Below are 22242 nucleotides of genomic sequence, written 5' to 3' on the forward strand. Positions count from 1 at the left end.
CTACTACACGACTTGTGGATGTCGGACGCTACTCGTGTGCTAGCTTTCAGTACTCACTCTCGGTGTGTATTTCAATTTTGACGATGGATAGCGATAGCGGACGATGATCGAAGTTCAACATTTGCGAAAGATTTACGACCGGCATTGGGCCGTCGATGGCGTTTCGTTTCAGTTGCAGAAAGGTCAGGTGTGCGGGGTCGTTGGCGAAAACGGTGCCGGAAAGACGACCGTGATGCGGTGTTTGGCGGGATTGATTCCAGCCTCTGACGGATCGATTTGCGTCGCCGGATATGACGCGAAGCTTGATTTGATTGAGTTGAAACGTCGTTTAGCGTACGTCCCTGATGATCCGCCGCTGTTTGATGATTTGACGGTCGGCCAGCATCTAGAAATGATCGGACGTTTGTATCAAGTCGAAGATTTTTATCCCAAAGCGACTCAACTGCTGACTCAGTTTCAATTGTTGGACAAGGTCGATGCCGGCGCGACGACGTTGTCGCGTGGTATGCGTCAAAAGTTAGCGGTGTGTTGTGCCTACTTGTTCGATCCCGCCGTGTTGTTACTTGATGAACCGATGACGGGACTCGACCCACCGGGGATTCGTGAACTTTTGGCTTCGGTTCGCGAGCGTGCTCAAGCGGGAGCCACGGTCATGATCAGCAGCCATTTGTTGCCGATGATTGAAGGGATTTGCACCCACTATCTGGTGATGAAGCGGGGGGAAGCGAAGTTCTTCGGCACGGCGGAAGATTTGAGATTGGCCTATCCGGGGAACGCTTCGTTGGAGGATGCGTATTTTGCGGCAAGTGAAAATGAACCGATCGCGGTTGCTGCCGTGGCGATGCCAACCTCAACCACGATGGAAGGGGTTGTATGAGCCGCGATGCAACCTCATCGATGCCCGGATCATGTTGGGACCCGTCTCGCATCCACCGTCATTTGCTGTGGTTGACTTGTGCGCGTAGCCAATTGCGATTGCGACGAACATGGGATCGGATTCGTTCTCCGAGACGCATTTTGGCGACACTCTCGGCTGGTTTGTTTCTGATCGCGTATGTCTTGTACGGTATCTTTGTCCTCTCGAACCGTGCTCCGGCCTCTCCCGATCATCTTCGCGATTGGCTCTCCGGCGGCATGGTGTTGTACGCCCTCTACCACGCGGTCCGCTGTGTATGGACCGAGACGGTGGTCGACTTGGAGTTAACGCCGGCCGAACGGCTTTGGCTTGGCGGGGCGCCGCTGCGCCGATCGAGTCTGGCGACGTATCGCATCAGCAACATCGTGGCGGCCACCGCCATCAAAACAATGTTGTTGACGATCGTGCTCGTCGGTGACGTTCCGCGCGTGGAACTCTTGATTCTCGGGGTGTTCAGTTCGTTGTTGCTGTTGGACTTGGTCCGTCAAATCCTGGTCCGTGTGGCCAGCGGGCTGAGCGAAACGAATCGCAAGCGAGCGAAGGTCGTCAGCGTGTTGTGGGTCAGCGCGGTAGCGCTGCAAGTGATCGCGAATGTGGCGTCGATGACCCCACTAGGGTCGCCGACGTGGTTGTATGGGATCCACGTTCTTTATGCCGTCGGTGACGTCGCGCAGAGCTTTGTGATCCAAGTGCTTGCGGTTGCCTGGATCCCGATGGCCCAGGTGGCTGTGGCGCCGGCTTACTCCTTGTGGACGCTGCTTGCGATCGTCTGTATTGCAATCACGATTCGCGTTGCTGTGGGAGTTTTGGTTTGGGTCGATGCGTGGGCATTGCACCAGAATTTCAGGCATGAGCAAGCACTGCTTCGCCAACAACCGAGCGGGCGTTTCCAGGGTGATGTGGTACGTCGCTGGGGGCACGACAACGCGAATCCGCAGGGCATTCCGTCTGGATATTCACGTATCGCTGCGACCAAGGCGCTGTGGACGCGGCAATACCAAAGCGTGCGGCGGTATCGCGGAACGATCGGGTTTAGTTTTCTGATCCCGACGCTGTTGTGCTTGTCGCCGCTGGTTACCAACCAGGTGTTGGAGCAATGGTTCTACGTCGTCAGCGGGATTGCATTGTGCACGATGTTGTTGGCTCCTCCGGCACTGCGTCTCGATTTTCGACGCGACCTATTGCGGATGCAATTGTTGAAATCCTTGCCCGTCAAACCGCTGACAATGGTGCTCGGACAACTGGCGTTGCCGATTCTGATCACATGGATCTTTCAATGGGTGACGTTGGCGACCGCCGCTGTGATTGTGCAGCCCAGTATGGGCCAGTGGTTGTTGTGGACGTTCGTGCTCGCCGCGTTGGCGGTGTTCACGTTTGCGACCGAGAACGCCCTGTTCTTGGTTTATCCGCATCACGCACATCAACAAGGCTTGGGGATGATGTTGCGAGCCAAGCTAACGTTTTTGGGCAAAGCGGGCGTGATCGCGGCATCGCTCGCATTGCTGGTGCTATGGGGGACGGTTTGCAAGAGCGTCTTGCCTGAGAATTGGCACGCCCTTGGGTTCGTGGGCGGCGCGATCGCAGCGACTTGGTTCGTCGCAGCGATCAGCGTGCTGGTGACCACCAGCTGTTGGCGGCGATTCGATTTGTCGTTCGATGTGCCGCCGCAATAGCGATGTGCCGCCGCAATAGCGGAGCCGCGTCAAGAGTCGGCTCCGCTTGCATGGCACGCACGCTAGGGAGATTACTTCTCGTCGTTTTCGCTTTCTTTATCGGGCGTCAATTCATCGAGAAACAATTGCATTCGTTTCTTTTGACGATCATCGCTCAGCTCGACCGATTTTTGTTGGAACGCGATCGCTTCATCCAGCTTGTTATCCACTTTGGAAAGTTGTGCCAAGATGTGGTAGACGAGAGGTTGTGCTTCGGGGTCAGCCTTGTCGGCGATCGGAGCCAATGCGGCGACGGCTTCGGCAGCCAACGGGCCGACCTTGCCACCTTGTTGAACCACGGCGGTGAGCGAGTAGCCGAATTGGCCTAGCGACATCCAGTTACCCTTCATGTCGGCCAGACGTTCGCGATAGTACTGCACCACTTCATCGGTGACGTGCCCCGCCGAAAGCATCAAACTAGCGCGGAAATCTTTCAGGTTGCCGATCAGCGATGGGTCATCGGTCAAGGTGATTTGTTTCTCGACGAGCTTGATCGCGTCGTCGAACTTGCCAGCTCCGGCCAACTTCGAAATTTGTTCGATGGCGGCTTCAAGCTGTTGCTTGGCTTCCATCGCCTTCTTGAACGCTTCGCGATCCCAAGCGTCGTTAACCACTTTTTGCAGAGGCTCTTCCATTTCCATGGGGTGCCCAATCCATTCAACGTGGGCATCTTTGCCAACGATAAACGAGGTCGGGATGCCCTGTTGCTTCGCTGCGTCCATGTAGTCTTTGTAGACCGAGCGATCGGGATCGGTGGTCAAGCAATACGCCGAGGTGATTTGCTCGAACGTTTGCTTCAATTCTTCGTTCTCACGGGCCAAAAACTCCTTGACCTCTTCGACTTCTTCGTCCGAGACGCTGATGATTTGAACGTTTTGGCCTCGGAATTGATTTTGCAGTTCGGCGAGATGCGGCATGCTCATCACGCACGGGCCACACCAAGTTGCCCAAAATTCAATGACATAGACTTTGCCCTTCTCGAACTTAGTCACTGGTTTGAAGAATCCCTTGCCGTCCTGCAACCAATGCTCGACATCGATTGCGGGGGCGGGTGATCCGATGCCCAGGGTGGCATCGGCCTTGACCGGTGATGGCATCAGCGTTGCAAAAACGCATGTCGCTGTGAGAAGGAGAGACGATTTGAGTGAAAGGGGCTTCATGTTAGGGTGCTTGATTTTAGGAGAGAGGTAGGGCCCGGAAAGCGAACCATCGGGCCGATCAGGGGGATGGCCGATTGGTAGGAGGTTTGAACGCCGAAATCGGCGAGAGGTTACAAGTGAAAATAGTCGGAAGTGGCTGGCTTCCGCCAGTCGATCATGGAATTTAAGCGTGGTTTTGGCTTTTCATAGGCGCATTTTGACGAGGGAAAACGCAGGGTTTCCAAGATCATCGCTCAAACGCTGACGTCGAGTGTAGTGAATGTCGCGGAGACTTTCCGCTCGGACCAAGCATTTTCGTGCCAAAATCGACTCCATATTACCGATCCGATCGAGCCCATTCGCCAGTCATTCTACAGGCATGACACTCGAAAACGCTGGTTTAGCCGGGGGAAATGATCTCGCCTTGGCCGCCGACCGCAAAGTCGCCCCGTATCGATTGGTAACCCTGGTCGGCAATCTGCTCGACCAATTGACTCGCTTTTTTGCAAGCAAATGCTTGGTAAGGTTGCGTTTTATCCGCTGCAGAGAGTTCCTTGGCGAGCAGCGCGAAGAACGGCGATTGGGACTCGATCGGAGGGCTGAATCGAGTGCGGCTGGTTGTCGGGAGCGCGTTTAGGATTAGCGTTCCGCGTCGCATCGCGTAGCCGCAGTTGCCTACGACATCGCCAGCAACCACGATGGTTCCCGCGATCGTGTGGCTGGCCAAAAAGTCGCCTGCCGAGCCTTCGACCACGATTTCACCGCGACGCAGGCGATGGCCTGCGTAGTGGCCGACCGAGCCATGCACCCTGATTCGGCCCGCGGACATGCCGCTGCGATAGGCATCGACCGGGGCGGCGAGAAAGTCACCCGCCGATCCCGAGACGAGTAATTCGCCGCCGGACATCATCGCCCCGGCGTAGTGGCCCACGTCCCCTTCGACGACGATTCGGCCCACGCGATGTTGGATGCCCAGTCGGTGGAATCGTTTCAAATTTCCGCAGATCCGCAATTCATTTTTGGCAGTCGATTTTGAAACCGAAAACAGTTCGCCCACGTCTCGCGTCTGATCACCACACCGCAGTTGGATTCGGTTGACTTGATCGGCATCGTGGCAAGCCGCGAGATCCAGCAGCGTTAATGGAGAGGCATCGACGTCTTGGTTCACTTCGTTGCGTAATTCTAAAAGCCAGCTGTTCACTTTAGAATCTCCGCTAGGTGAAAATGATGGCGTCCGAGTTTGCCTCCATAATTGCCCGCGGTGATACGCAGCAATCCGCCCTCGGTATCGGCATGGCATGCCGCTTCGATTCCGGCTCGCATCGCGGTGGCGATCGCCTCGTCCGACAGCCCGTCGATCACAATCTCCATGCCGACCGATTCATCACGCATCAATTCCGATGACGTAGCGCAAGTACGCAGCGTAGGGCAAAAGGCGTCGTTCGTTGAAGCCGACAGGGCAGGGTACTTTGAACCGACTTTCGAACCGCTGCGTGTTGCGCCGCCTGGGAACGGAGTGATGCTGCCTTGGAGTGGCCGTATCGCGTCGACGGCGGCTCGACATGCGGTTGAAACGGCTCGGGTGGAATTGCCCAGCATGATGAAATTTCCGCCGCCAATGCCATCGATACGCGGTACTTCATGGTCGCAAACAAATTCACCATCCATGACTGGAATACGCCAATAACGTCGTCCACGGATCATCTTGCTGATTTGATGACCGTCCCCGAAGTAGCGGAGCGATTTTCCCAGCGGGATGCGTTTGTCGGACTTGGGGTCGGTTTCCTCGATCCCGGCGTAGAGAGCGGTGGTGGGACAAGTCAAAATGCATTGCCCGGCGCGGCGCGAGATCTGTTTCTCCATGTCCTTTCCCGAAACGGTAAAGGCCAAGATCGCGACACCCGGCCGTCCATCGGGTGTGTGGGCGGGCGCGAGTTCGCGTTCGACCGCGATTTCGATCCCGCAGCCAATCACGCTGGTGCCGAACCCCGTCATCGCGGCGGCGGCGGCGGACACCCAGTAATGATCCTCCGCCGTGACGACCAAGCGAGTTGCCTTCATATCGAACGCTTCGGCAAAGGTGGCGTCGATACGAATTCCGTTGATTTGGAAGCCTTCATCCATGTTGACTATTTTCCTGAGCGGACCGCTGCGTGTTTTTCTAGCTTGGTCCCTAACACGCCTTCCATTTCATCGTCGCTGATCATCAACCGCTGCATCGCCATGGTTCCCTGTTGAGCGTAGCGCTGGGCTAATCCGGGAATCGCGTTGGCATCGAAGTGGACGTCGGCGGTGTGGGTCGTGGCTGGGATCGTCGCCGCATCGACGCTGCCGCAGCCACGAACAACGCTTCCGCGGCGAATCACATACTCGGGCTCGGCGAACATCCGTTCCAAGTTGTCCTGTTTACGGTAGATCACAATATCGGCATGGCAATCGGGGCGGAGGCTGCCGACTTTGTTCAACCCCAGCAGGGCCGCCGGTGCCGATCGGGTCATGGTGGCAATGTCATGCAAGCTGTATTCACGTGACATCCCCGACAATTGGCTAGCCGCAGCGGCTTCGGGCTCAATTTCCGCCAGCGCGGTTTCGCGATACGAGCGGTCACCGAGCAAGCGAATCAGATGCGGATACGCGGTGAACGGTCCGCCGTTGGGGTGGTCGGTTGTTAAGAAGACTCGCTTGGGATCGTCGATCATCAAGAATAATTCCAAGCCAATCGCCCATTGCAAGCTGTGTACATATTTCTTGCGATGGTAGCGAAACGGGACCACGCCACAGCCCGCTTCGCACTCCACGTCGACCAACACCGACTTTCGCGGTTTGGCGCGCGTGTGGTTGTCGTATTGGTGCATTGAATCGGCGCTGATCGTGACGGTTTGGCCGAACATGACTTGGCCCACATCTATCGTCACGTTGGGATGGGCTTGCAGGGCGCGAGCCAAAGGCTCCGCCGCAGAGGACATCTTGTACGTTCCCGCATTACCGTAGCTGTGGAATTGAGCGTGCGTCAGATGGATCGGTAAACCATGAGCGGCCTCGATCGTGGCCAGCGTCGAGGCGATGTTGCCCGGCACCCCAAGGTTGCTGCAATGAACGTGCAACGGATGAGCCAAACCGATCTCGTGAACCGCTCGGCATAAGCGGCGAATGATGGTCGACGGCGTCACTCCATACTTGGGATGAGGCGTGTTGACGTCAAACGTTCGCGTGTTGAACTTGAACGCACTGATGCCGCCGGGGTTGACGACTTTAACCGCAATGCACTTCGTTGCGGCTACCATCCACGCAACGTAGTCATTGATGATTGCTTGGGGCGAATCTTCGGATAGCAGTTGCAGCAGCACATCATCGTTGCCGAGCAAGCAATACCCTCCGGTATCAATGCCGTTGACATCCGCCATCTCGGCGTGAGCCGAACGCGCGTTACAGGGGATGACGGCGGGTTCGAAACAGGTTGTGTAGCCCATGTCGAGATAGCGTTGGCCGACGACGCTCGCGGCGGGCAAGAATTCGCTCGTCCGCTCGCTGCCACGCGGGAATTGGTCTTGGAGCAGCAGTCGTGCCAGCGTGAGTTTGCCGCCGCCGATGTGCGTGTGCATGTCGATGGCACCCGCCATGACCACGCAGCCCGTGGCATCAATCGTATGATGGGGCGGCCGATCATTGACAGGCTCAACGATCGTTTGGTCACGGATCCATAGATCGCATCGGCCATCGATTGCCGAAGCGGGATCGATGACGTGCCCTCCCTGAATGAGCGTCAACATAGACGTGCCTGTGAATTCATCGTGCGGGAGGGCTTCTGCAATGTAACGCAAGGCGAATCGCGTGTTTGGTACTCTTTATTCAACGGCCGCGGGTTGCTTTTCTTCGGCTTCGGCTTGCTTGTTGCCACGGTCACGTCGCGATTTACGACGGCTGCGAGGATTCTCGTCTGCATTCTCCTCGCCGTAAACCCGGTCGGTCGTGATCGTGATCCGTTCGGCTTTGATTTTGGTTTCGTTCGAAGGTTCGTAAAAGCCGCTAACCGAAACGGGATCGCCGGGTTGGGCCAGCGACAGATTGTTGATCCGGAGTTCAAAGCGAACGTCTTCGGCTAGGTGACATTGAACGGGAGTTTTGCCCGCTTGCACGAGCATCACCCCGGCGGGCGAAATGCCCATGGGAATACCAACGACGTCATACTTGGCCGGGGCACCTCGTTGTTGAGTTTTCGCATGCGGATCGGCATAGACGCCGGGGACAAACTTGTCTCGCTGGTTTCCCTTGAGTTGTTGCGGGGGCACCGGTTGGAAGATTTCGACACGTTCGATCCTGGACAATGGATTGCCCGCTCCGTCAAAGACCCCTGCGAAACGCACCAGCATTCCGCGACCGATGAAGGCCGGTTTGGCTTCGGCGACGAAGGCAAAATTAGGAAGATCATCCGGCGGTTGCACGAACATCTCGGTGCCATCATCCCGGGTGACGACCAGGGCTCCGGGTTGCGAGCTCTTCAAAGTGCCTTTGAATTGGGTGGTCATGTTCGCCCCTTGGGCCGCCGCGGTGGAGGCAAACGCCAGCGACAGCAGCAGGACGCCCAGCGCCTGGGCCGGGACGGTTGGGGCTGTTGTCATTGGGGCCGTCTTCTCGCCAGCCAACGATTTCTCGCCAGCCAACGATGTCGTTCTCAGCGATGCCGCCCGGGGGCGAGCCAGCAGATGGGGTGGGGCCAGCAGATGGGGTGGGGCCAGCGGATGGGGGACCGGCAAGAAGGTCGCTAAGAATGATGCTTTCGGTTTCTTCATGGATTTATCTTCCCAAGTAAAGTCGTGGCCTCGATCAAGCCATCCCCGCTGGACTTCTTGTATTGTACGGTTAGCTTGAACGCTTGTATTGATCCCTAAACGATTCGTTCCTTTGAGCCCCAAGACGCGTCGATGTCACCTTCATCGCCCTCTTCATCGTCCTCTTCATCGTCGCGAGTGACCACGCGATCGCTTCAGCGAATGCGTGAGGATGGAAAAACCATCACGATGTTGACCGCTTACGATTTCCCCACCGCCGCTATCTTAGACGAAGCGGGAATCGATATTTTACTTGTGGGCGATTCACTTGCGATGGTTGTGCAAGGCCACGAGACCACGTTGCCGGTCACGATGGACCAAATGCTCTATCACGCCGAGATGGTCGGCCGCGCGGCACAGCGAGCGATGGTGGTGGTGGATTTACCGTTCCCCGAAGGGCAGCGTGAGATTTCACGCAGCGTCGATTGTGCCGCCCGCGTGCTGAAGGAAACCAAATGTCATGCTGTCAAGCTCGAAGGAGGCGCTGAACAAGCCGAGCGAATCGAGACGTTGGTCACGGCCGGAATTCCGGTGATGGCGCATGTGGGGCTGCGGCCTCAGAATATCCATGTCGATGGCGGTTACCGAGTGCATCGTGACGTCGATTCGTTGGTCGTCGATGCCGTGGCTGCTGAAAAAGCGGGCGCCTTCGCCATCTTGATCGAATGTGTCACCGTGGCAGCCGGAAAAGCGGTGACCGAAGCGGTCTCGGTGCCGACCATCGGGATCGGCGCAGGGCCGCATACGACCGGTCAGGTGCTCGTCACCAACGATTTAATCGGTTTGACCCAGGGGTATACGCCGAAGTTTGTGCGGAAAATCGCTGATGCATCCACGCTGATTCGCGACGCCGCGACGACGTATCGTGACGCCGTCGACGACGGATCCTTCCCTGGTGCAAGTGAATCGTTTTAGCCAGTGAGAGCCGTGGGAAGGGTTCGACTGTAGCGATTGCGAGGAGATGGCGTCACAAACGCCCCTCGTACTTCCCCCCCGTTTTGCGAATGGGTAAAGCCTTGGGCAATCAATTGCCGAAGTCGGTTTTGATATCATTAAGTCCCGTTCCCGGCTGAATGCTTAAAAACCGGCTGAATGCTCGAAACCCCAGGCGAACCCAAGAGGGGGACGCCTTTGCTGCAAGGCTTGCAAACATGGATGGAATCACAGGCAACAAGCTCGACTTGGCGAAGCCGTTGGTAGCACTGGTTCGGTGGCTGGCACCGTTTCGTTGCTCGTTTCGTTGGGCATCCTTTCGTTGCTCCTTGGCGATGCTTGCGTTGGTCGGTTCGCTGCTGTCCTCGCTTGCTATGGGCGGCGACGGTCAGCGGGAATTCAATGCACCGGATGCCGATCGCCCGCTCAACAATTTTGACAAGTTCGATTTGCCTGGACCGCATCGGTTTGAGCCTCTTTTTGGCGTCGATATCGGCGGTCTAGCGCTAAAACGCTCCGGGCCCGATGCGTTCCCGTTGCTGTACACCGATTCAGCGGAGTTGGTGGAGACAAGCGACCAAATCGATCCGGAAATGAAACTCGGGGCGCGTATTTCGGTGACACTTTTCAATTTGTCGCGGTATGCTCCGGGGTTCGATTGTGACTTGGTGTTTTTGTCGGTCGATGACACCGTGGCGGAGACGAGGTTCGACGCGGGCAATTACACCACGACCAATTTGAATCCACTGTTTTATGGCGGTTCGCCACTCAGTCCCGATCCAAGTTACACGATGTTTCTCGATTCGGATCTGGATTCGGCCGAATGGATGATCGGTTACCGGCCGATCCAACGGATCCGGTTGACCGCCGGGCTTCGCTGGTTTCGTTTAAACGAGACGTTTGACGTGATTGAGACCGCGTCGTTGGCCACCACGACTCGATCGGGTTTCTTTTCGAGCGCATCGAACAAGGCGTTTGGATTTCAAGTCGGTGGCGAGGCGACGTTATGGACTAACGGTCGATCGCGACTGTATGCACGTGGCAAATATGCGGCGTTGAATAATGAGGTTCGCGGTTCCGCTGTGGCTCTGAACACGTCGTTCGCTTATGAAGGCGAAACGGATTCGTCGCTATTCGATGTCGAGCTCGGCGGATCGATCTGGCTGTGCAGCTGGGCTTCGCTGCAACTTGCCTACCAGGGGCTTTGGTTAGAGGACGCGGTGGGGGCGCTTGAGCAATCCAATCGCCAATCCTTCTTTGACACCGCAACACAAAAACCAGCTTTCCACGATCTCAATTGGAATGGCCTGAATTTTGGATTCAGCATGGTCTGGTGATTGTGGCTCGGTAACGAGTCAGTCGCCGACGCCGATATCATCGTCGAATGCTTCGAGAATGAGCTTCAATTCGGCTTCTTCGTGTGTGGCAAACGCACGCAAAAACGTGTCGTAACGAACAATCACGCGCGAGATCCGATCTTCATGCTCGGTGGTTAGCTCGCTGGCCGATTCGGTTAAGTGTCGAATCGCTTCAAACAACGACGTGTGTTGACTGCGGAGCGCTTCCGCATTGGTGCTTAATTCCGGTGAAGTGTCGATCGCTTCATCAAAATAGCCAAAGGCTTCTTCGAGTGAAAAGTGAAGCGCAAGCTGGTCGCGGAGCTCCGCAAACAACTCGACCAGCTCGGTCCAATGGTTCGCTGCGATTTTGGGATGCGATACCATCGGGCCAATTTTATCAATCAGCACTTTGAGATGATGGTTGTCGTCTTTGATATCTTTTAGAAACGCCGCGTTGACAGCTAATCGTCGAGTCGATGTTGCATTGTTGTTCATGTCGACTACTCGCATTACGTGAATTAAGAGACTCTCATTCTAGCAAGTAACGAATCCCGAGTGTGACGGGATCGGATGTTTATCAGGCTAGGCTAAGTTTACGCGATTTCGATCGGAAACGGTATCACTTTCTCAATCGAACTCGACTTCGTTCTGAGCATCAAGAGGCGGTCAAATCCGAGTGCCACTCCCGTGCTGGCGGGGAGTCCGACCAGCATCGCTTGGACTAGAGAGGAGTCGACAGGCAGCGGTTTTTCGCCACACGCCATCCGGCGTTGGTTGTTGATTTTTGTCCGCTCGATCAGGATCTCAGGATCGAGCAATTCGTCGTACCCGTTCGCCAATTCGATGCCTTGCATGAACATTTCAAAACGAGCGGCACAATCTTCATCGTCCTCGGCCGCGCGAGCGAGGGCAGCTTGGCTCAATGGATAGTTGCGTACGATCACGGGTACCTCGTTTCCCAGTTCCGGTTGGACGCGATACGAGAATAAAACATCCAGCATCGCGTCGCGATCCTGCGCGATACGGTTGGCCAGCGGAGCATCGATTTTACAGGTTTCCCGGTGCAGGCGCGCGATCGGTTCGGTGATCGGATCGAAGCCGACGGTTTGCGAGAATGCTTCGCGGTAAGTCGTGATTTCGAATCGCGGGGTGTGCAAGATGTGGCATGCGAGTTCCCCCGTCAAGTTGATTCCCGCTTGGATATCGGCCCCAACATCATACCATTCCAACATCGTGAACTCGACGTTGTGTTGATCGCCACGTTCGCCGGCGCGGAACACAGGACCGATGCTGTAGATCGAAGGAGCCCCCGCGACAAGCATTCGTTTCATCGCCAATTCGGGCGAGGTTTGAAGGTAGAAATGTTCGGGGAGGTCAGGCTCAGACAACGCGAGTTGTTTTGACGAAACCGTCAATGGATTGATATAGGGGTCGACAATGCAGTCGCGTGAAAGGCAGGGAGGTTGCACTTCGAGGAAGCCGCGATCGTCAAAGAAACCACGGGTCTTGCGCAGCAGCGTGGCGCGATCGCGAAGGCGTTCAATGTTAGGGGTGGGGTTGCATGACATCGTGTAGATCACCGAGAGTGGCAGACGAGAGCATTTTTAAGGTTGATGTAGCTACCGTTGCCAGACGGTGGACCACGTGCTGGGGAACGCAGCGACGGCTTGCATCCCACGTCATTTGGCAAATGGCTCTAGGTATCCGAGCTGCGAAAGAGTTTTTGCAGAATCGCGACATCGACCCAGCGATCATGCATGCGGCCGATCTCTTTTTGAATCCCCACCATTTCATATCCGTGGCGGTAGTGAAACGACAAACTGGCTTGATTGTCGGCAATGATTCTGGCCACGGCGTGGTGCAAGTTACAATCGAGGCAGTGTTGATCGATTCTCTGTTGCAAGCGAGCGCCGATTCGCAGCCCACGGGCGTCGGGGGCGAGATAGATTGCGGTCTCGCAAGAAAAACGATAGCCAGCACGGTCGCTATAGCGGCGCGCCGATGCCCAGCCAACAAGTGATTGCCCGGTGTCGGCGACGTACCATCCATCGGGTACTTTTTGTTTGATTCGCTTTCCTACCATCTCGGAGGTGAGATGCACCCGGTCAAAGGTGGCTCCGCCGACGTCCACGTAGTGGTTGTAGATTTCCGCGATTCGCTGGGCATCGGTTTCTTCGGCATGACGAATGCGAAGGAGCATTTCAGATGGCGGCATGGAATCGACTAAGGAAGAGGGCGGATCGAGAGGTTGGATTGTTCGCGCAGCCAGTGGACGGCTTCGCGTACCAGCGGCAAATGTTGTTCGTCCATCACACCGTCATGACCGAGTGATTTTAGTGGCACGAGCGTTTGCGGTCCGGCGTGAGCATCGCGAACCTGTTGCTGGAGTTCAGGCGGGACGAGCGAGTCGTTTTGACATTGCAGGAAGATCGCCGGTTGCGTCACTTTGGACGCGCTGTAAATCGCGTTCATCGACGGAGCCAATTGGTCGGCGACCGGATGGATCAGCTTGCCCAACGGATAGCGGCGGGCGACATGTTTGACGACCAAATCGACGGGCGGTGGGTTGCGTAGGATTAGTCCGCGAATCGCCGTCGAGCTTTGTGGAGCGACTGCGGCGACGTGCAACGCGGTGGCACACCCCAGACTGTTACCGCACAACCACACCGGTGGCAGTGGAGCGTCGTAAAGTTGTTCGTAACGCTGGATCGATGCGTTGAAAAAATCAATCGCTGCGGCGGCGATGCGGCGCAGCGTGGGGCGTCCCGCACTATTGCCATAGCCAGGCGGGTTCCATGTCCAAACGTGGGTGCGGGTATCACGCATCAAGTCGGCAGGAAACGAGGACGAACGCTCGGCTCGTCCCGCGGTGCCTGGGAACTTCAGCAGTAATAGATCCGGAGGATCGGTTGCGACGAAGTCGGATGCAGCGAAGTCGGGCTGAAGGAAGTTCGGATCGGGAAAGTTGGCCAAGCCAAACGTTTCGAGCGGCCCAAATCGTGACGACAAAACCAATCGTTGCTGCATGCCATGGTCCACACGATCACGCGTGGGCCGGAGCACGAGCTTATCGAGCAAGAAGCTTCGGAAGTGATTGATCGGGCGTCGCAACATCGGGTTTAGTGAACACGTTGGCCTGGTTGGGCGCCTTCATCGACACCAAGAATAAACACTTCAGCGCCACCTGGACCGGAGGCGGTTACCATCCCCTCGCTTAAACCAAAACGCATTTTGCGTGGTTTCAGATTAGCGACCATCACGACCAAGCGTCCAATCAGGGCTTCGGGTTCGTAGGCGGCTTTGATGCCCGCGAACACTTGGCGTCGCTCTTCGCCACCGAGGCTGAGTGTCAATTTCAGTAGCTTGTTTGCTTCGGGTACATGCTCGGCATTGACCACGCGCGCCACTCGTAAATCGACTTTGGCAAAATCATCAATGGTGATTTCATCGGATAGCGGTTCATCTTTGAGCGGTTGGTCGCTGTCGTTGAAGCTTGGCAAGGCGTCTTGCTTTGTCTCTTCGGCGGACAATTCTTTGCTTTCGTCGATCATCTTCTTCAAATCCTCAGGTTGAACTCGGTCCATCATTCTTTGGAACTTGGCCACGGCCGTTCCAGTAATCGGGGTCTTACTCTGGTCCCACGATGTGATTTTTTCGCCCAGCAACTCGCCGCATCGGTCGGCAAGATCCGGTAGCACCGGTGCAAGGTAAATCGCCAATTGTCGGAAGAGATTTAGGGCCACCGTGCAAACGTCACGCAATTCGTCTTGGCGGGCAGCATCCTTTTTCATCTCCCATGGCTTGGCGTGCTCGACAAAGGGATTCGCAGCGTCGGCGAGTTCCATGATCCGGCGCATCGCACGCGAGTAATCACAGGATTCGTAGGCAGCGGCGATCTCGTCTCCCGCAGCCGCGGCGGTGGCAAAGAGTCCGCCGTCCTCGGGGTAGCTCGCCGACAACCCCGTTGCGCTGGCGAATTTGCCGACCCGGCTGGCGAGGTTGACCACCTTGCCCACCAGATCGCTGTTCACTTTGTCGGTGAATTCGTCGATCCCCAGATCGATGTCCTCGACCCGCGGCGTCAATTTTGTAGCGTAAAAGTAACGTAAATACGAAGGTTGGGAATGCTTTAAGTACGTTTCGGCGGAAATCATCGTGCCGGTCGACTTGCTCATCTTCTCGCCCGTCACGGTCAAGAAACCGTGGATGCGGACCTTCGTGGGCAGATTAAAGCCGGCCGTTTTTAACATCCCAGGCCAAAACAGAGTGTGGAAATAGGTGATGTCCTTGCCAATGAAATGATGGATCTCGCAATCGTCCGATTTCCACCAATCCTCTAGCGTTTCACCCTGGGCGTCGCACCACTGTTTTGTGCTCGCGATGTAGCCAATCGGGGCATCGAACCAAACGTACCAATAGTTCCCAGGCGAATCGGGAATTTCAAAGCCGAAATAAGGGCCTGGGCGGCTGATGTCCCAATCACGCAGTGAGTTGGCCAGGAAGTGGCCTTTCAAGTAGTTGGCGGTTTCGCTTTGCAATGCACCGCTGCTGTCGATCCAGCCGGCCAAGAAATCGTGAAGTTTGTCGAGTTCAACGAACAGATGCCGCGCCTCGCGAAGTTCCGGAGTCGCTCCGCTGAGGGTGCTTTTGGGGTCGATCAATTCGGTGGGACTGTACGTGTGCCCGCAAACACAATTGTCACCGGGTTGGTCGGTGCGTCCGCACTTCGGACAGGTCCCCCGCACGAAGCGATCGGCGAGGAAGGTTTCCGCTTCGGGATCGTAGAGCTGTTGGATATCACGCTCGGCGATCAGGTCATTGTCACGCAGCGATTTCCAAAATTGGCCGCACAGCTCGCGATTTTCCTCACTGTGGGTGCTGCCGTAATGATCAAATTCGATGCCGAAGCCCGCAAAATCGGCCTGATGCGATTGGCTCATCGCGGCGATCAATGCTTCTTCGCTGCGTCCCTCTTTGCGGGCGCGGATCATGATCGCGGTGCCGTGCGTGTCGTCGGCACAGACGTAGACGCAGCGGTTCCCACGGAGTTTTTGGAAACGCACCCAAATGTCGGTTTGGATGTACTCCACCAAATGGCCGATGTGGATCGGGCCGTTGGCGTAGGGCAGGGCGCTGGTGACAAGGATTCGGCGAGTCATCGAGATTGATTTGGGAACGTTGGGATGGGAGATGCCAAGATCGAACAGTCGATCGTTGCGGGCATGGAGTCACGGACAAGGAGTCAGCTGGAGACCATCAAGGGCGGATTGTAGCTTTGAAACCCGTTTTCGACGACGCGGGTGAACATTCTGTACACCTTTTTGCTTCGCATTTGGAATGACTTCTTCAAAAAAAAGAACCGGAAATCTCAAAAAAGACTCAAGTTTCATGCCGATCACGTTCATTGATCTTGCCACAGGGGATCAAGATCACGCACGATGATCACCACCAAGCGACCAGCATCCAGCAGGGACGTTGGAACATTCATTCGGTCGCTCCGCGTTAGGTCGGCCCGAATTTGGTCGCCCGCAATGACCACTCACGTCCATGGAGGGACGAGCGTGATGAAGATAATGTTCGCGATCGCGGTTGCTTTGATCTCGGCAACGAATTGCTTCCATTGTGCCGCCGCTTCGGCGGCCGGTTCGATTCTGATCGATTTTTCATCGTCGAATTGCCCTCCGTGTCGGGCGATGCAGCCCGTGATCGATCAACTCGAACAAACTGGCGTGCCCGTTCGGCATGTCGATGTCGACTCCGAACGCGATCTGGCTCGCCGCTACGGCATCCGTCAAACCCCCACCTTTGTGATCGTATCAGGCGGAAAAGAAGTCACCCGCTTGGTGGGAACCCAGTCCCTCGCTCAGCTCCGCGATGCACTCGCCATCAATCCCAGCGGTCCGTTGGTCCAAACCGGATCGATGTCGGCTTCGCAAAATGAGTTTCCTAGGCCGCAAACGCGGTTGGCACCCATGGGGCGATTGCCGGTGGGACAAACACTCGCCTCGGCGGCAAGTCGTGCAGCCGAACCGATGATCGAGCCGATGCCAAGTATGAGTAAAGCCGACGCGATCGAACGAGCTCGCGCCGCGACCGTTCGCTTGCGAGTTCACGACGGTAAAGGCTACGGCGCTGGAACGGGAACGATCATCGACACCCAAGGCGAAGAGGCTTTGGTTTTGACTTGCGGACACCTGTTCCGTGAAACCAAAGGCGAAGGAAAGATCGAAGTCGATCTGTTTGTCGGTGGACAAGTGCAAACCGTGCTCGCACAACTGCTTGATTACGATGCCGAGGATCGTGACATCGCTTTGGTCGTCATTCGTCCTGGAGTCGCGATCGAGCCTGTCGAAGTGATTTCCTCGGTCGACCAAGTTCGCGTCGGGCAACCCGCCTTCAGCTACGGTTGCGATCGCGGTGACGACCCGACGCGGCGTGATACCCGCTTGACGGGAGTGAACAAGTACGACCAACACATCAACGCATCGAATCTTGAAATCGAAGGCGCTCCGATCGATGGACGCAGCGGTGGCGGATTATTTGATGATGCGGGCCGATTGATTGGGGTTTGTAACGCCGCGGATTACAAAGGCGACGTCGGCATCTACGCTGGCCCCGGTGCCGTGCATTGGCAACTCGATCAAGTCAACCTCACCAGTTTGTATCAGCGGGAGCGTCCAGCCGCGGCCCCCGAGCGAATCGCAAGTCTAAATCAGAATGCGGGTATGCCCGCCGCGGCACTTCAGCCCTCGGCGATCGCCCCGGCAGCGTTTCAACCTGCGTCGGTCGCGCAAGGGAACAACCAGGGAGTCGCGAGCAATCAAGAAGTGATTGTGATCATTCGCGACCGAAACAGTCCCGATCGTTCACCGCAAGTGATGACGGTCAACGAACCGACGGCGGACTTTTTGCAAATGGTTCAGCAGCAGGCCCGCTAGAGCATTTTGAAAATTGACGTAGGATTCAAGTCGTAGCTGCGTTCGCAAGAACGCGGTCCACCGTCTGGCGACACGAGCTACATTAAAAATTAAAAATGCGCTAAACACGGTTTCGTCATTTGCGGCCGATGCGAACATGGTTATCTGATTAGCTCCAGATCGTCGTTGCACGCAGAGAATCAAACCGGACGCCAAATGCCAGGTCACGATCCCATGGACCGCATGAGCCGGCCGCTCAACGCATTCCGCCATCCTCCGGAAGGACTTCGCGTTGTGTTGGACGCGGGGGTCTATCACGGTCAATCGGGCACAGGACAAGCTGCAACGTTAAGCGGCTGGAACCGCCACGATTGAACTCTTAACGATTGCCGGTGAGTTGGATCAGATGCGGGGCGATCTCTTCGAGCGGTAACACGCTGCGGATCGCTTGATGCTCAATCGCGACTCGGGCCATTCCAAAGACGACGCTGGTCGCTTCGTCTTGGGCGATGGTGATCCCACCGGCGGCATGGATACGTTGCAATCCCGTTAGCCCGTCGCGTCCCATGCCGGTCATGATGACGCCGGCAGCAGCAGGGCCGAATTGTTCGGCAACCGTGGCAAACAGATGGGTGCCGGAGGGTTGAAAGCCACCGATCGCTGGAGCGTCCGAGAAACGAATGCGCGACGTGCTGCTCACGCCTAGATGGTGACCTGCCGCGCCGACGTAGACGCAACTGGACTCCATCATTTCGAGATCGCGTGCTAGTTTGACTTGGATCGGAACGACGCTATCGAGCCAGCGTGCAAACCCGGGAATGAAGCTGGATACCATGTGTTGAACCAGCAAGATTGGGACCGGGAAATCCGCCGGTAACTGGCCCAGCAACTTGGCGAGCGCTGGAGGGCCTCCGGTGGATGAGAGGATCGAGATGATTTGGATCCGAGCGCGTGATGCGGAGGGTTTGGGCAAGTCGGTCGTTTGGCATGGTGGGGGGAACCGTCGTCGACGGCCAATCACTAGCACGTCGGCCATCGCTTTGACTGTGGCGACGATCTCCTTTGCCAACGCTGCATGATTTGGCGAATGAGGCCCGGTGGGTTTGGGCAGAATCGCCAGCGCGCCCGCGTTGAGCGCTTCCATCGACGCTTCGACCTCCTGAACTCGAGTGCTGGCCGAGACGATCACGATCGGCGTGGGGGCTTCGATCATGATCTCTTGGGTTGCTTCGAGTCCATTCATGACCGGCATGTTGATGTCCATCGTGATCACGTCGGGCCGCAACGCTTTGGCTTTTTCAATCGCCTCTCGCCCATCGTTTGCGAACCCTACGATCTTGAATCCCACCGCTTCCGAAAGGATGGACCGCAACACTTCCCTTGCCGTGGGAGAATCGTCGACAACCAATACTGTGTGCATTTTCATCGGATTACACCAACTGCGCTATCGTGTCGAGAAGGTTTGCTTGGTCAAAGGTGTCTTTGACAATGTATCCGTTCGCACCGACTTGGACACCGCGTTCCTTGTCGTCGTCCGATCCGCGGGCGGTGACTAACACGATCGGAATCTCCGCAGTCGCTTGGTGGTCACGTAGTCTCCGGACCAATTCAAATCCATCGACTCGAGGCATGTCCACATCACTGACGACGCCATCGAAGCGATGTTGTTGTGCGGCAAGCCAAGCTTGTTCGCCATCGGATGTCGCAACCACGTCATATCCCGCAGTTTCGAGGATATTCTTTAGTAACGCGCGTGTGGTGACGGAATCATCCACCAGCAGCAAGTGTTTGCGGGCGAACGTGTCGGATGGGCGTTTTTCAACCGCGGTGCGGTCGGGGGTGAGTCCGAGTGCCGATCGCACGACATTCGAGGCGTTCAGGACCATTGCAATCCGCCCGCTAGGGAGCAGCGTGCATCCCGAGAAATGCCGTAGTCGCCGGAATCGGGGGCCCAGATTTTTTACGAGCACGTCTTGCTCGGCCAAGACATCATCGACTTCGACAACAACCTGTTGTTCGCCCGCCATTAAGATGACCGCCAACCCCTTGGATGATTTACCGGCGATCAGCCCTTTGGATTTCATGCCCAGCGTCGCCGCGAGTGAGGCTAGCGGGGTGGGCGTTTGCTGAAGCAGCAGTGTATCGCGTCCCAGGGAGGTGCGAACGTCATGGATCCCGAAGCGAACCAGACGCTGGACCGCCGTGGTCGGGATGGCGTACATTTGTTCGTTCGCGACCACTAACATGCAGCGGATCGTCGTCAAGGTGAGTGGGACCACGAGCGTAAAACAGGTCCCTTTGCCTTCGCTGAAGCTGACGTCCACGGTGCCGTGCAACGATTCCACTCGCGTTTGCACGACGTCGAGTCCCACGCCTCGGCCCGAGATATCGGTGATCATTTTTGCCGTCGAAAAACCGGGCGCGAATACCAAACGGGTTTGGGCGCGACGATCTTCGGGGACCTCGATCCCACGTTGTCTCGCGGTGGCACAAATCCGCGGCAAATCAAAACCGGCGCCATCGTCTCGAACCTGCACTTCCACGTGTCCGCCACGCAGCGCAGCGCTAACGGTCAGCGACGCGATCTCCGGTTTCCCCGCGGCCACCCGCGCTGCTGGTTTCTCAATGCCATGGTCGACTGCATTGCGAACCAGGTGAAGCAGCGGATCTTTGAGTCCCTCGAGTACGGAGCGGTCGACTTCGATATCCGCTCCTTCGATATTGAAGTTGACCTTTTTGTTGGTGGACGTCGCGATGTCGCGAGCTGCCCGCTCGAGTCCGCCACAGGCGTCCGCCAACGGGAGCATCCGCACGCGGTAGACCTCATCGTCCAATAGCTTGCAGGTTTGTCCTAGCAAACGGTTGTCGGATTCGAGCCCCATCGACAACGCTTCGATTTTCTTGGTTAGCGTCGCAAAGGCCTCCGATGTTTCTTCCATCCAAAGGGCGGATTGAGCGGAGGCGGTTTCCAAGGCGGCAAGCTCGGATGCCTGTGTCGACTGGCGAAGCTTCCGTTGGGCATGGTGCCACCGATTTTTTAACTCGACGGCCAAGTCACGCAATTCGCTGGCTTCTTTGGCACGTTGCGAGAACCGTCCACGCACCACCAAGAGTTCACCGCTGTGGGTGAGCAAGGCATCGAGCTTTTGGGCGGGAACACGTATCGAAGCCGCTTTCTCCGCAATCACAATGCGTTTCACATTCGATTTGGCGGAAGCACGTTGCGGTGTTTGGCTCGCTTCGCTGGTGGATTTGGCGCTGGCCGATTTGGCAGTGGCCGATTTGGCAGTGGAGGACGCAGACTGAGGCGTGCCCGACGTATCCGCATCCGACGTATCCGCGTCTGAAGTGTCTGCGTCTGAAGTGTCCGCATCCGACGTATCGGCGTTCGGTGATCGATCCGGCTCGCCGGCTCGCGCGGGATCGTGGGGACACGCTGCGGTGACGCCCGAGGGTTCTTCGTGCGGTATCGCGTCGATCGAGCGGTTCAGTTTCGTTACTAGCTTTTGGAACGGTGCCGATTTTAAGCGTTCATTCGCCCTGAGCCGTTGCGCGGTATCGGTAATCGTATTGGCGACTTCAAGGATGCGTGAGACATGATCCGCCGATACTTGGGTAGTGTCCTCATGCAGATTCGACAGCAGCGTCTGCAGCCGATCACAGACCTCGTGGATACCCTCGATGCGGGCCGTGGCGGCGGCCACTTTTAAACTATCCGTGGCCTTGAAAAGCAGGTTGAGTTGCTCGAGCTGCTGTTCCTCGCTACGCGCGTTCTCGAGTTGCAATGCGCTCGAAGCAAGGGTTGCCACGGGCCCGTCGACTTCGTCCAAGAAGGTTTGTACCCCTTGATCGGTTTTGGAAATTGCTGCGTCATCGGAGTGGGTTTCGTCGGGGACGGAGGCGATGTTTGTCGAATCGCGGGGAGGGGACTCGTCCTCCTCATGCGAACCTGTTTCATCTGGGGGCACACGGGATGAATCGGGAGCAGCCAATTCGTTGGCGAATTGTTTGAGTTCGGGCAACATCCCGACCAGGGTCGAGTCGTTGAGATCCTCCTTGGCACGCAAGCGGGCGGCGACGTCTTCGATGGCGTCAATCACCTTTAGCATTCGAGAGGTCATTGCTGCGGGCGCTGCAACTCCCTGGTCTCGATAGAAACCGAAGATGTCTTCTAGATGATGGCACGCAAATTGGATCGGTTCCACGGCGACCGCAGCGGCAGCCCCCTTGAGTGTATGGGCGGCCCGAAAGATGGTCTTCCACGACTCGTCCAATTGCTTCGGCGATTGTTCTTTTTCAACCGCAAGTAACTCATGGCTTAAGGTGTCAAGATGTTCGCGGAGTTCCTGGAGAAAGGTCTCCATTAATAGTGCTGCAAATTCTTGTTCGTCCATTCGTTGCGGTCCTAGTCGTGATGTCACGTCCGTTTGACTCCGCCGTGACGTGATTGCTTAAC

At 56.6% G+C, this 22242-nt stretch carries 18 protein-coding genes; 6 read left to right on the forward strand and 12 right to left on the reverse strand.

All coding sequences use genetic code 11. The features are described 5' to 3' along the window. The first annotated feature begins 103 nt into the window (after positions 1 to 103). Both Pla52o_RS20170 and Pla52o_RS20175 read left to right on the forward strand, forming a co-directional pair. A complete protein-coding gene (locus Pla52o_RS20170; protein WP_146596439.1) occupies positions 104 to 877 on the forward strand; it encodes an ABC transporter ATP-binding protein in 774 nt (257 codons plus the stop codon). Continuing rightward, positions 874 to 2589, forward strand: coding sequence for a hypothetical protein (locus Pla52o_RS20175; protein ID WP_146596440.1), 1716 nt, complete (start codon positions 874 to 876; stop codon positions 2587 to 2589). Before Pla52o_RS20170 ends, Pla52o_RS20175 begins: the two co-directional genes overlap by 4 nt. A 71-nt stretch (positions 2590 to 2660) precedes the next feature. On the opposite strand, the gene Pla52o_RS20180 is transcribed toward Pla52o_RS20175, so the two are convergent. The 5 genes from Pla52o_RS20180 to Pla52o_RS20200 form a co-directional block, all read right to left on the reverse strand. Next, positions 2661 to 3725 carry a redoxin domain-containing protein gene (locus tag Pla52o_RS20180; RefSeq protein ID WP_231612500.1) on the reverse strand — a complete coding sequence of 355 codons (1065 nt, stop codon included), beginning with the start codon at positions 3723 to 3725 and terminating at the stop codon, positions 2661 to 2663. Between the two features lie 442 nt (positions 3726 to 4167). Next, positions 4168 to 4968, reverse strand: a complete 801-nt coding sequence (locus Pla52o_RS20185) for a formylmethanofuran dehydrogenase subunit C (protein WP_197169387.1) — start codon at positions 4966 to 4968, stop codon at positions 4168 to 4170. Next, positions 4965 to 5891, reverse strand: a complete 927-nt coding sequence (gene fhcD, locus Pla52o_RS20190; RefSeq protein ID WP_146596443.1) for a formylmethanofuran--tetrahydromethanopterin N-formyltransferase — start codon at positions 5889 to 5891, stop codon at positions 4965 to 4967. Before fhcD ends, Pla52o_RS20185 begins: the two co-directional genes overlap by 4 nt. A 5-nt stretch (positions 5892 to 5896) precedes the next feature. Next, the gene (locus Pla52o_RS20195) at positions 5897 to 7537 is read right to left on the reverse strand and encodes a formylmethanofuran dehydrogenase subunit A (RefSeq protein ID WP_146596444.1); all 1641 of its coding nucleotides are present in this window, start codon (positions 7535 to 7537) and stop codon (positions 5897 to 5899) included. 75 nt (positions 7538 to 7612) lie between these two features. Continuing rightward, positions 7613 to 8557 (reverse strand): hypothetical protein, encoded by a 945-nt coding sequence (locus Pla52o_RS20200; RefSeq protein ID WP_197169388.1) that lies wholly within the window; start codon positions 8555 to 8557, stop codon positions 7613 to 7615. Between the two features lie 132 nt (positions 8558 to 8689). On the opposite strand from Pla52o_RS20200, the gene panB reads away from it, so the two are divergent. Together panB and Pla52o_RS20210 are read left to right on the forward strand one after the other, a co-directional pair. Beyond that, the gene (panB, locus tag Pla52o_RS20205; RefSeq protein ID WP_146596446.1) at positions 8690 to 9511 is read left to right on the forward strand and encodes a 3-methyl-2-oxobutanoate hydroxymethyltransferase; all 822 of its coding nucleotides are present in this window, start codon (positions 8690 to 8692) and stop codon (positions 9509 to 9511) included. A gap of 236 nt (positions 9512 to 9747) precedes the next feature. Further along, complete coding sequence (locus Pla52o_RS20210; RefSeq protein WP_146596447.1) at positions 9748 to 10866, forward strand: hypothetical protein; 1119 nt, start codon at positions 9748 to 9750, stop codon at positions 10864 to 10866. An 18-nt stretch (positions 10867 to 10884) separates the two neighbouring features. On the opposite strand, the gene Pla52o_RS20215 is transcribed toward Pla52o_RS20210, so the two are convergent. From Pla52o_RS20215 to metG, 5 genes are all read right to left on the reverse strand, one after another. After that, positions 10885 to 11364, reverse strand: coding sequence for a hemerythrin domain-containing protein (locus Pla52o_RS20215; RefSeq protein ID WP_197169389.1), 480 nt, complete (start codon positions 11362 to 11364; stop codon positions 10885 to 10887). 98 nt (positions 11365 to 11462) lie between these two features. After that, the gene (gene epmA, locus Pla52o_RS20220; protein ID WP_146596449.1) at positions 11463 to 12437 is read right to left on the reverse strand and encodes an EF-P lysine aminoacylase EpmA; all 975 of its coding nucleotides are present in this window, start codon (positions 12435 to 12437) and stop codon (positions 11463 to 11465) included. A gap of 128 nt (positions 12438 to 12565) precedes the next feature. Continuing rightward, entirely contained in the window at positions 12566 to 13084 is a 519-nt protein-coding gene (locus Pla52o_RS20225) for a GNAT family N-acetyltransferase (RefSeq protein ID WP_146596450.1), read from the reverse strand. 8 nt (positions 13085 to 13092) lie between these two features. After that, positions 13093 to 13947 carry an alpha/beta hydrolase gene (locus Pla52o_RS20230; RefSeq protein ID WP_146596451.1) on the reverse strand — a complete coding sequence of 285 codons (855 nt, stop codon included), beginning with the start codon at positions 13945 to 13947 and terminating at the stop codon, positions 13093 to 13095. A 41-nt stretch (positions 13948 to 13988) separates the two neighbouring features. Then, on the reverse strand, positions 13989 to 16028 hold the full coding sequence (metG, locus tag Pla52o_RS20235) for a methionine--tRNA ligase (RefSeq protein ID WP_146596452.1): 2040 nt from the start codon (positions 16026 to 16028) through the stop codon (positions 13989 to 13991). A 405-nt stretch (positions 16029 to 16433) separates the two neighbouring features. Here metG and Pla52o_RS20240 point away from each other — a divergent pair, with 405 nt between their 5' ends. Together Pla52o_RS20240 and Pla52o_RS27080 are read left to right on the forward strand one after the other, a co-directional pair. Beyond that, complete coding sequence (locus tag Pla52o_RS20240) at positions 16434 to 17807, forward strand: trypsin-like peptidase domain-containing protein (RefSeq protein WP_231612501.1); 1374 nt, start codon at positions 16434 to 16436, stop codon at positions 17805 to 17807. Positions 17808 to 18002: 195 nt separating this feature from the next. Beyond that, complete coding sequence (locus Pla52o_RS27080; RefSeq protein ID WP_197169391.1) at positions 18003 to 18161, forward strand: hypothetical protein; 159 nt, start codon at positions 18003 to 18005, stop codon at positions 18159 to 18161. Between the two features lie 4 nt (positions 18162 to 18165). On the opposite strand, the gene cheB is transcribed toward Pla52o_RS27080, so the two are convergent. Both cheB and Pla52o_RS20250 read right to left on the reverse strand, forming a co-directional pair. Beyond that, the gene (gene cheB, locus Pla52o_RS20245; protein ID WP_146596453.1) at positions 18166 to 19212 is read right to left on the reverse strand and encodes a chemotaxis-specific protein-glutamate methyltransferase CheB; all 1047 of its coding nucleotides are present in this window, start codon (positions 19210 to 19212) and stop codon (positions 18166 to 18168) included. A gap of 4 nt (positions 19213 to 19216) precedes the next feature. Next, positions 19217 to 22180 (reverse strand): hybrid sensor histidine kinase/response regulator, encoded by a 2964-nt coding sequence (locus tag Pla52o_RS20250; RefSeq protein ID WP_146596454.1) that lies wholly within the window; start codon positions 22178 to 22180, stop codon positions 19217 to 19219. Positions 22181 to 22242: the final 62 nt, after the last annotated feature.

The sequence above is a fragment of the Novipirellula galeiformis genome (assembly GCF_007860095.1).
GTDB classification, from domain to species: Bacteria; Planctomycetota; Planctomycetia; order Pirellulales; family Pirellulaceae; genus Novipirellula; species Novipirellula galeiformis.

Bases quoted from the DNA above. Each gene is read 5' to 3' on its own strand.
- panB (WP_146596446.1), top strand. From the start codon at position 8,690: ATGTCACCTTCATCGCCCTCTTCATCGTCCTCTTCATCGTCGCGAGTG.
- Pla52o_RS20175 (WP_146596440.1), top strand. From the start codon at position 874: ATGAGCCGCGATGCAACCTCATCGATGCCCGGATCATGTTGGGACCCG.
- fhcD (WP_146596443.1), bottom strand. From the start codon at position 5,891: ATGGATGAAGGCTTCCAAATCAACGGAATTCGTATCGACGCCACCTTT.
- Pla52o_RS20170 (WP_146596439.1), top strand. From the start codon at position 104: ATGATCGAAGTTCAACATTTGCGAAAGATTTACGACCGGCATTGGGCC.
- cheB (WP_146596453.1), bottom strand. From the start codon at position 19,212: ATGAAAATGCACACAGTATTGGTTGTCGACGATTCTCCCACGGCAAGG.
- Pla52o_RS20200 (WP_197169388.1), bottom strand. From the start codon at position 8,557: ATGAAGAAACCGAAAGCATCATTCTTAGCGACCTTCTTGCCGGTCCCC.
- Pla52o_RS20250 (WP_146596454.1), bottom strand. From the start codon at position 22,180: ATGGACGAACAAGAATTTGCAGCACTATTAATGGAGACCTTTCTCCAG.
- Pla52o_RS20210 (WP_146596447.1), top strand. From the start codon at position 9,748: ATGGATGGAATCACAGGCAACAAGCTCGACTTGGCGAAGCCGTTGGTA.
- Pla52o_RS20225 (WP_146596450.1), bottom strand. From the start codon at position 13,084: ATGCCGCCATCTGAAATGCTCCTTCGCATTCGTCATGCCGAAGAAACC.
- Pla52o_RS20195 (WP_146596444.1), bottom strand. From the start codon at position 7,537: ATGTTGACGCTCATTCAGGGAGGGCACGTCATCGATCCCGCTTCGGCA.
- epmA (WP_146596449.1), bottom strand. From the start codon at position 12,437: ATGTCATGCAACCCCACCCCTAACATTGAACGCCTTCGCGATCGCGCC.
- Pla52o_RS20240 (WP_231612501.1), top strand. From the start codon at position 16,434: ATGAAGATAATGTTCGCGATCGCGGTTGCTTTGATCTCGGCAACGAAT.
- Pla52o_RS27080 (WP_197169391.1), top strand. From the start codon at position 18,003: ATGCCAGGTCACGATCCCATGGACCGCATGAGCCGGCCGCTCAACGCA.
- Pla52o_RS20215 (WP_197169389.1), bottom strand. From the start codon at position 11,364: ATGAACAACAATGCAACATCGACTCGACGATTAGCTGTCAACGCGGCG.
- metG (WP_146596452.1), bottom strand. From the start codon at position 16,028: ATGACTCGCCGAATCCTTGTCACCAGCGCCCTGCCCTACGCCAACGGC.
- Pla52o_RS20180 (WP_231612500.1), bottom strand. From the start codon at position 3,725: ATGCCATCACCGGTCAAGGCCGATGCCACCCTGGGCATCGGATCACCC.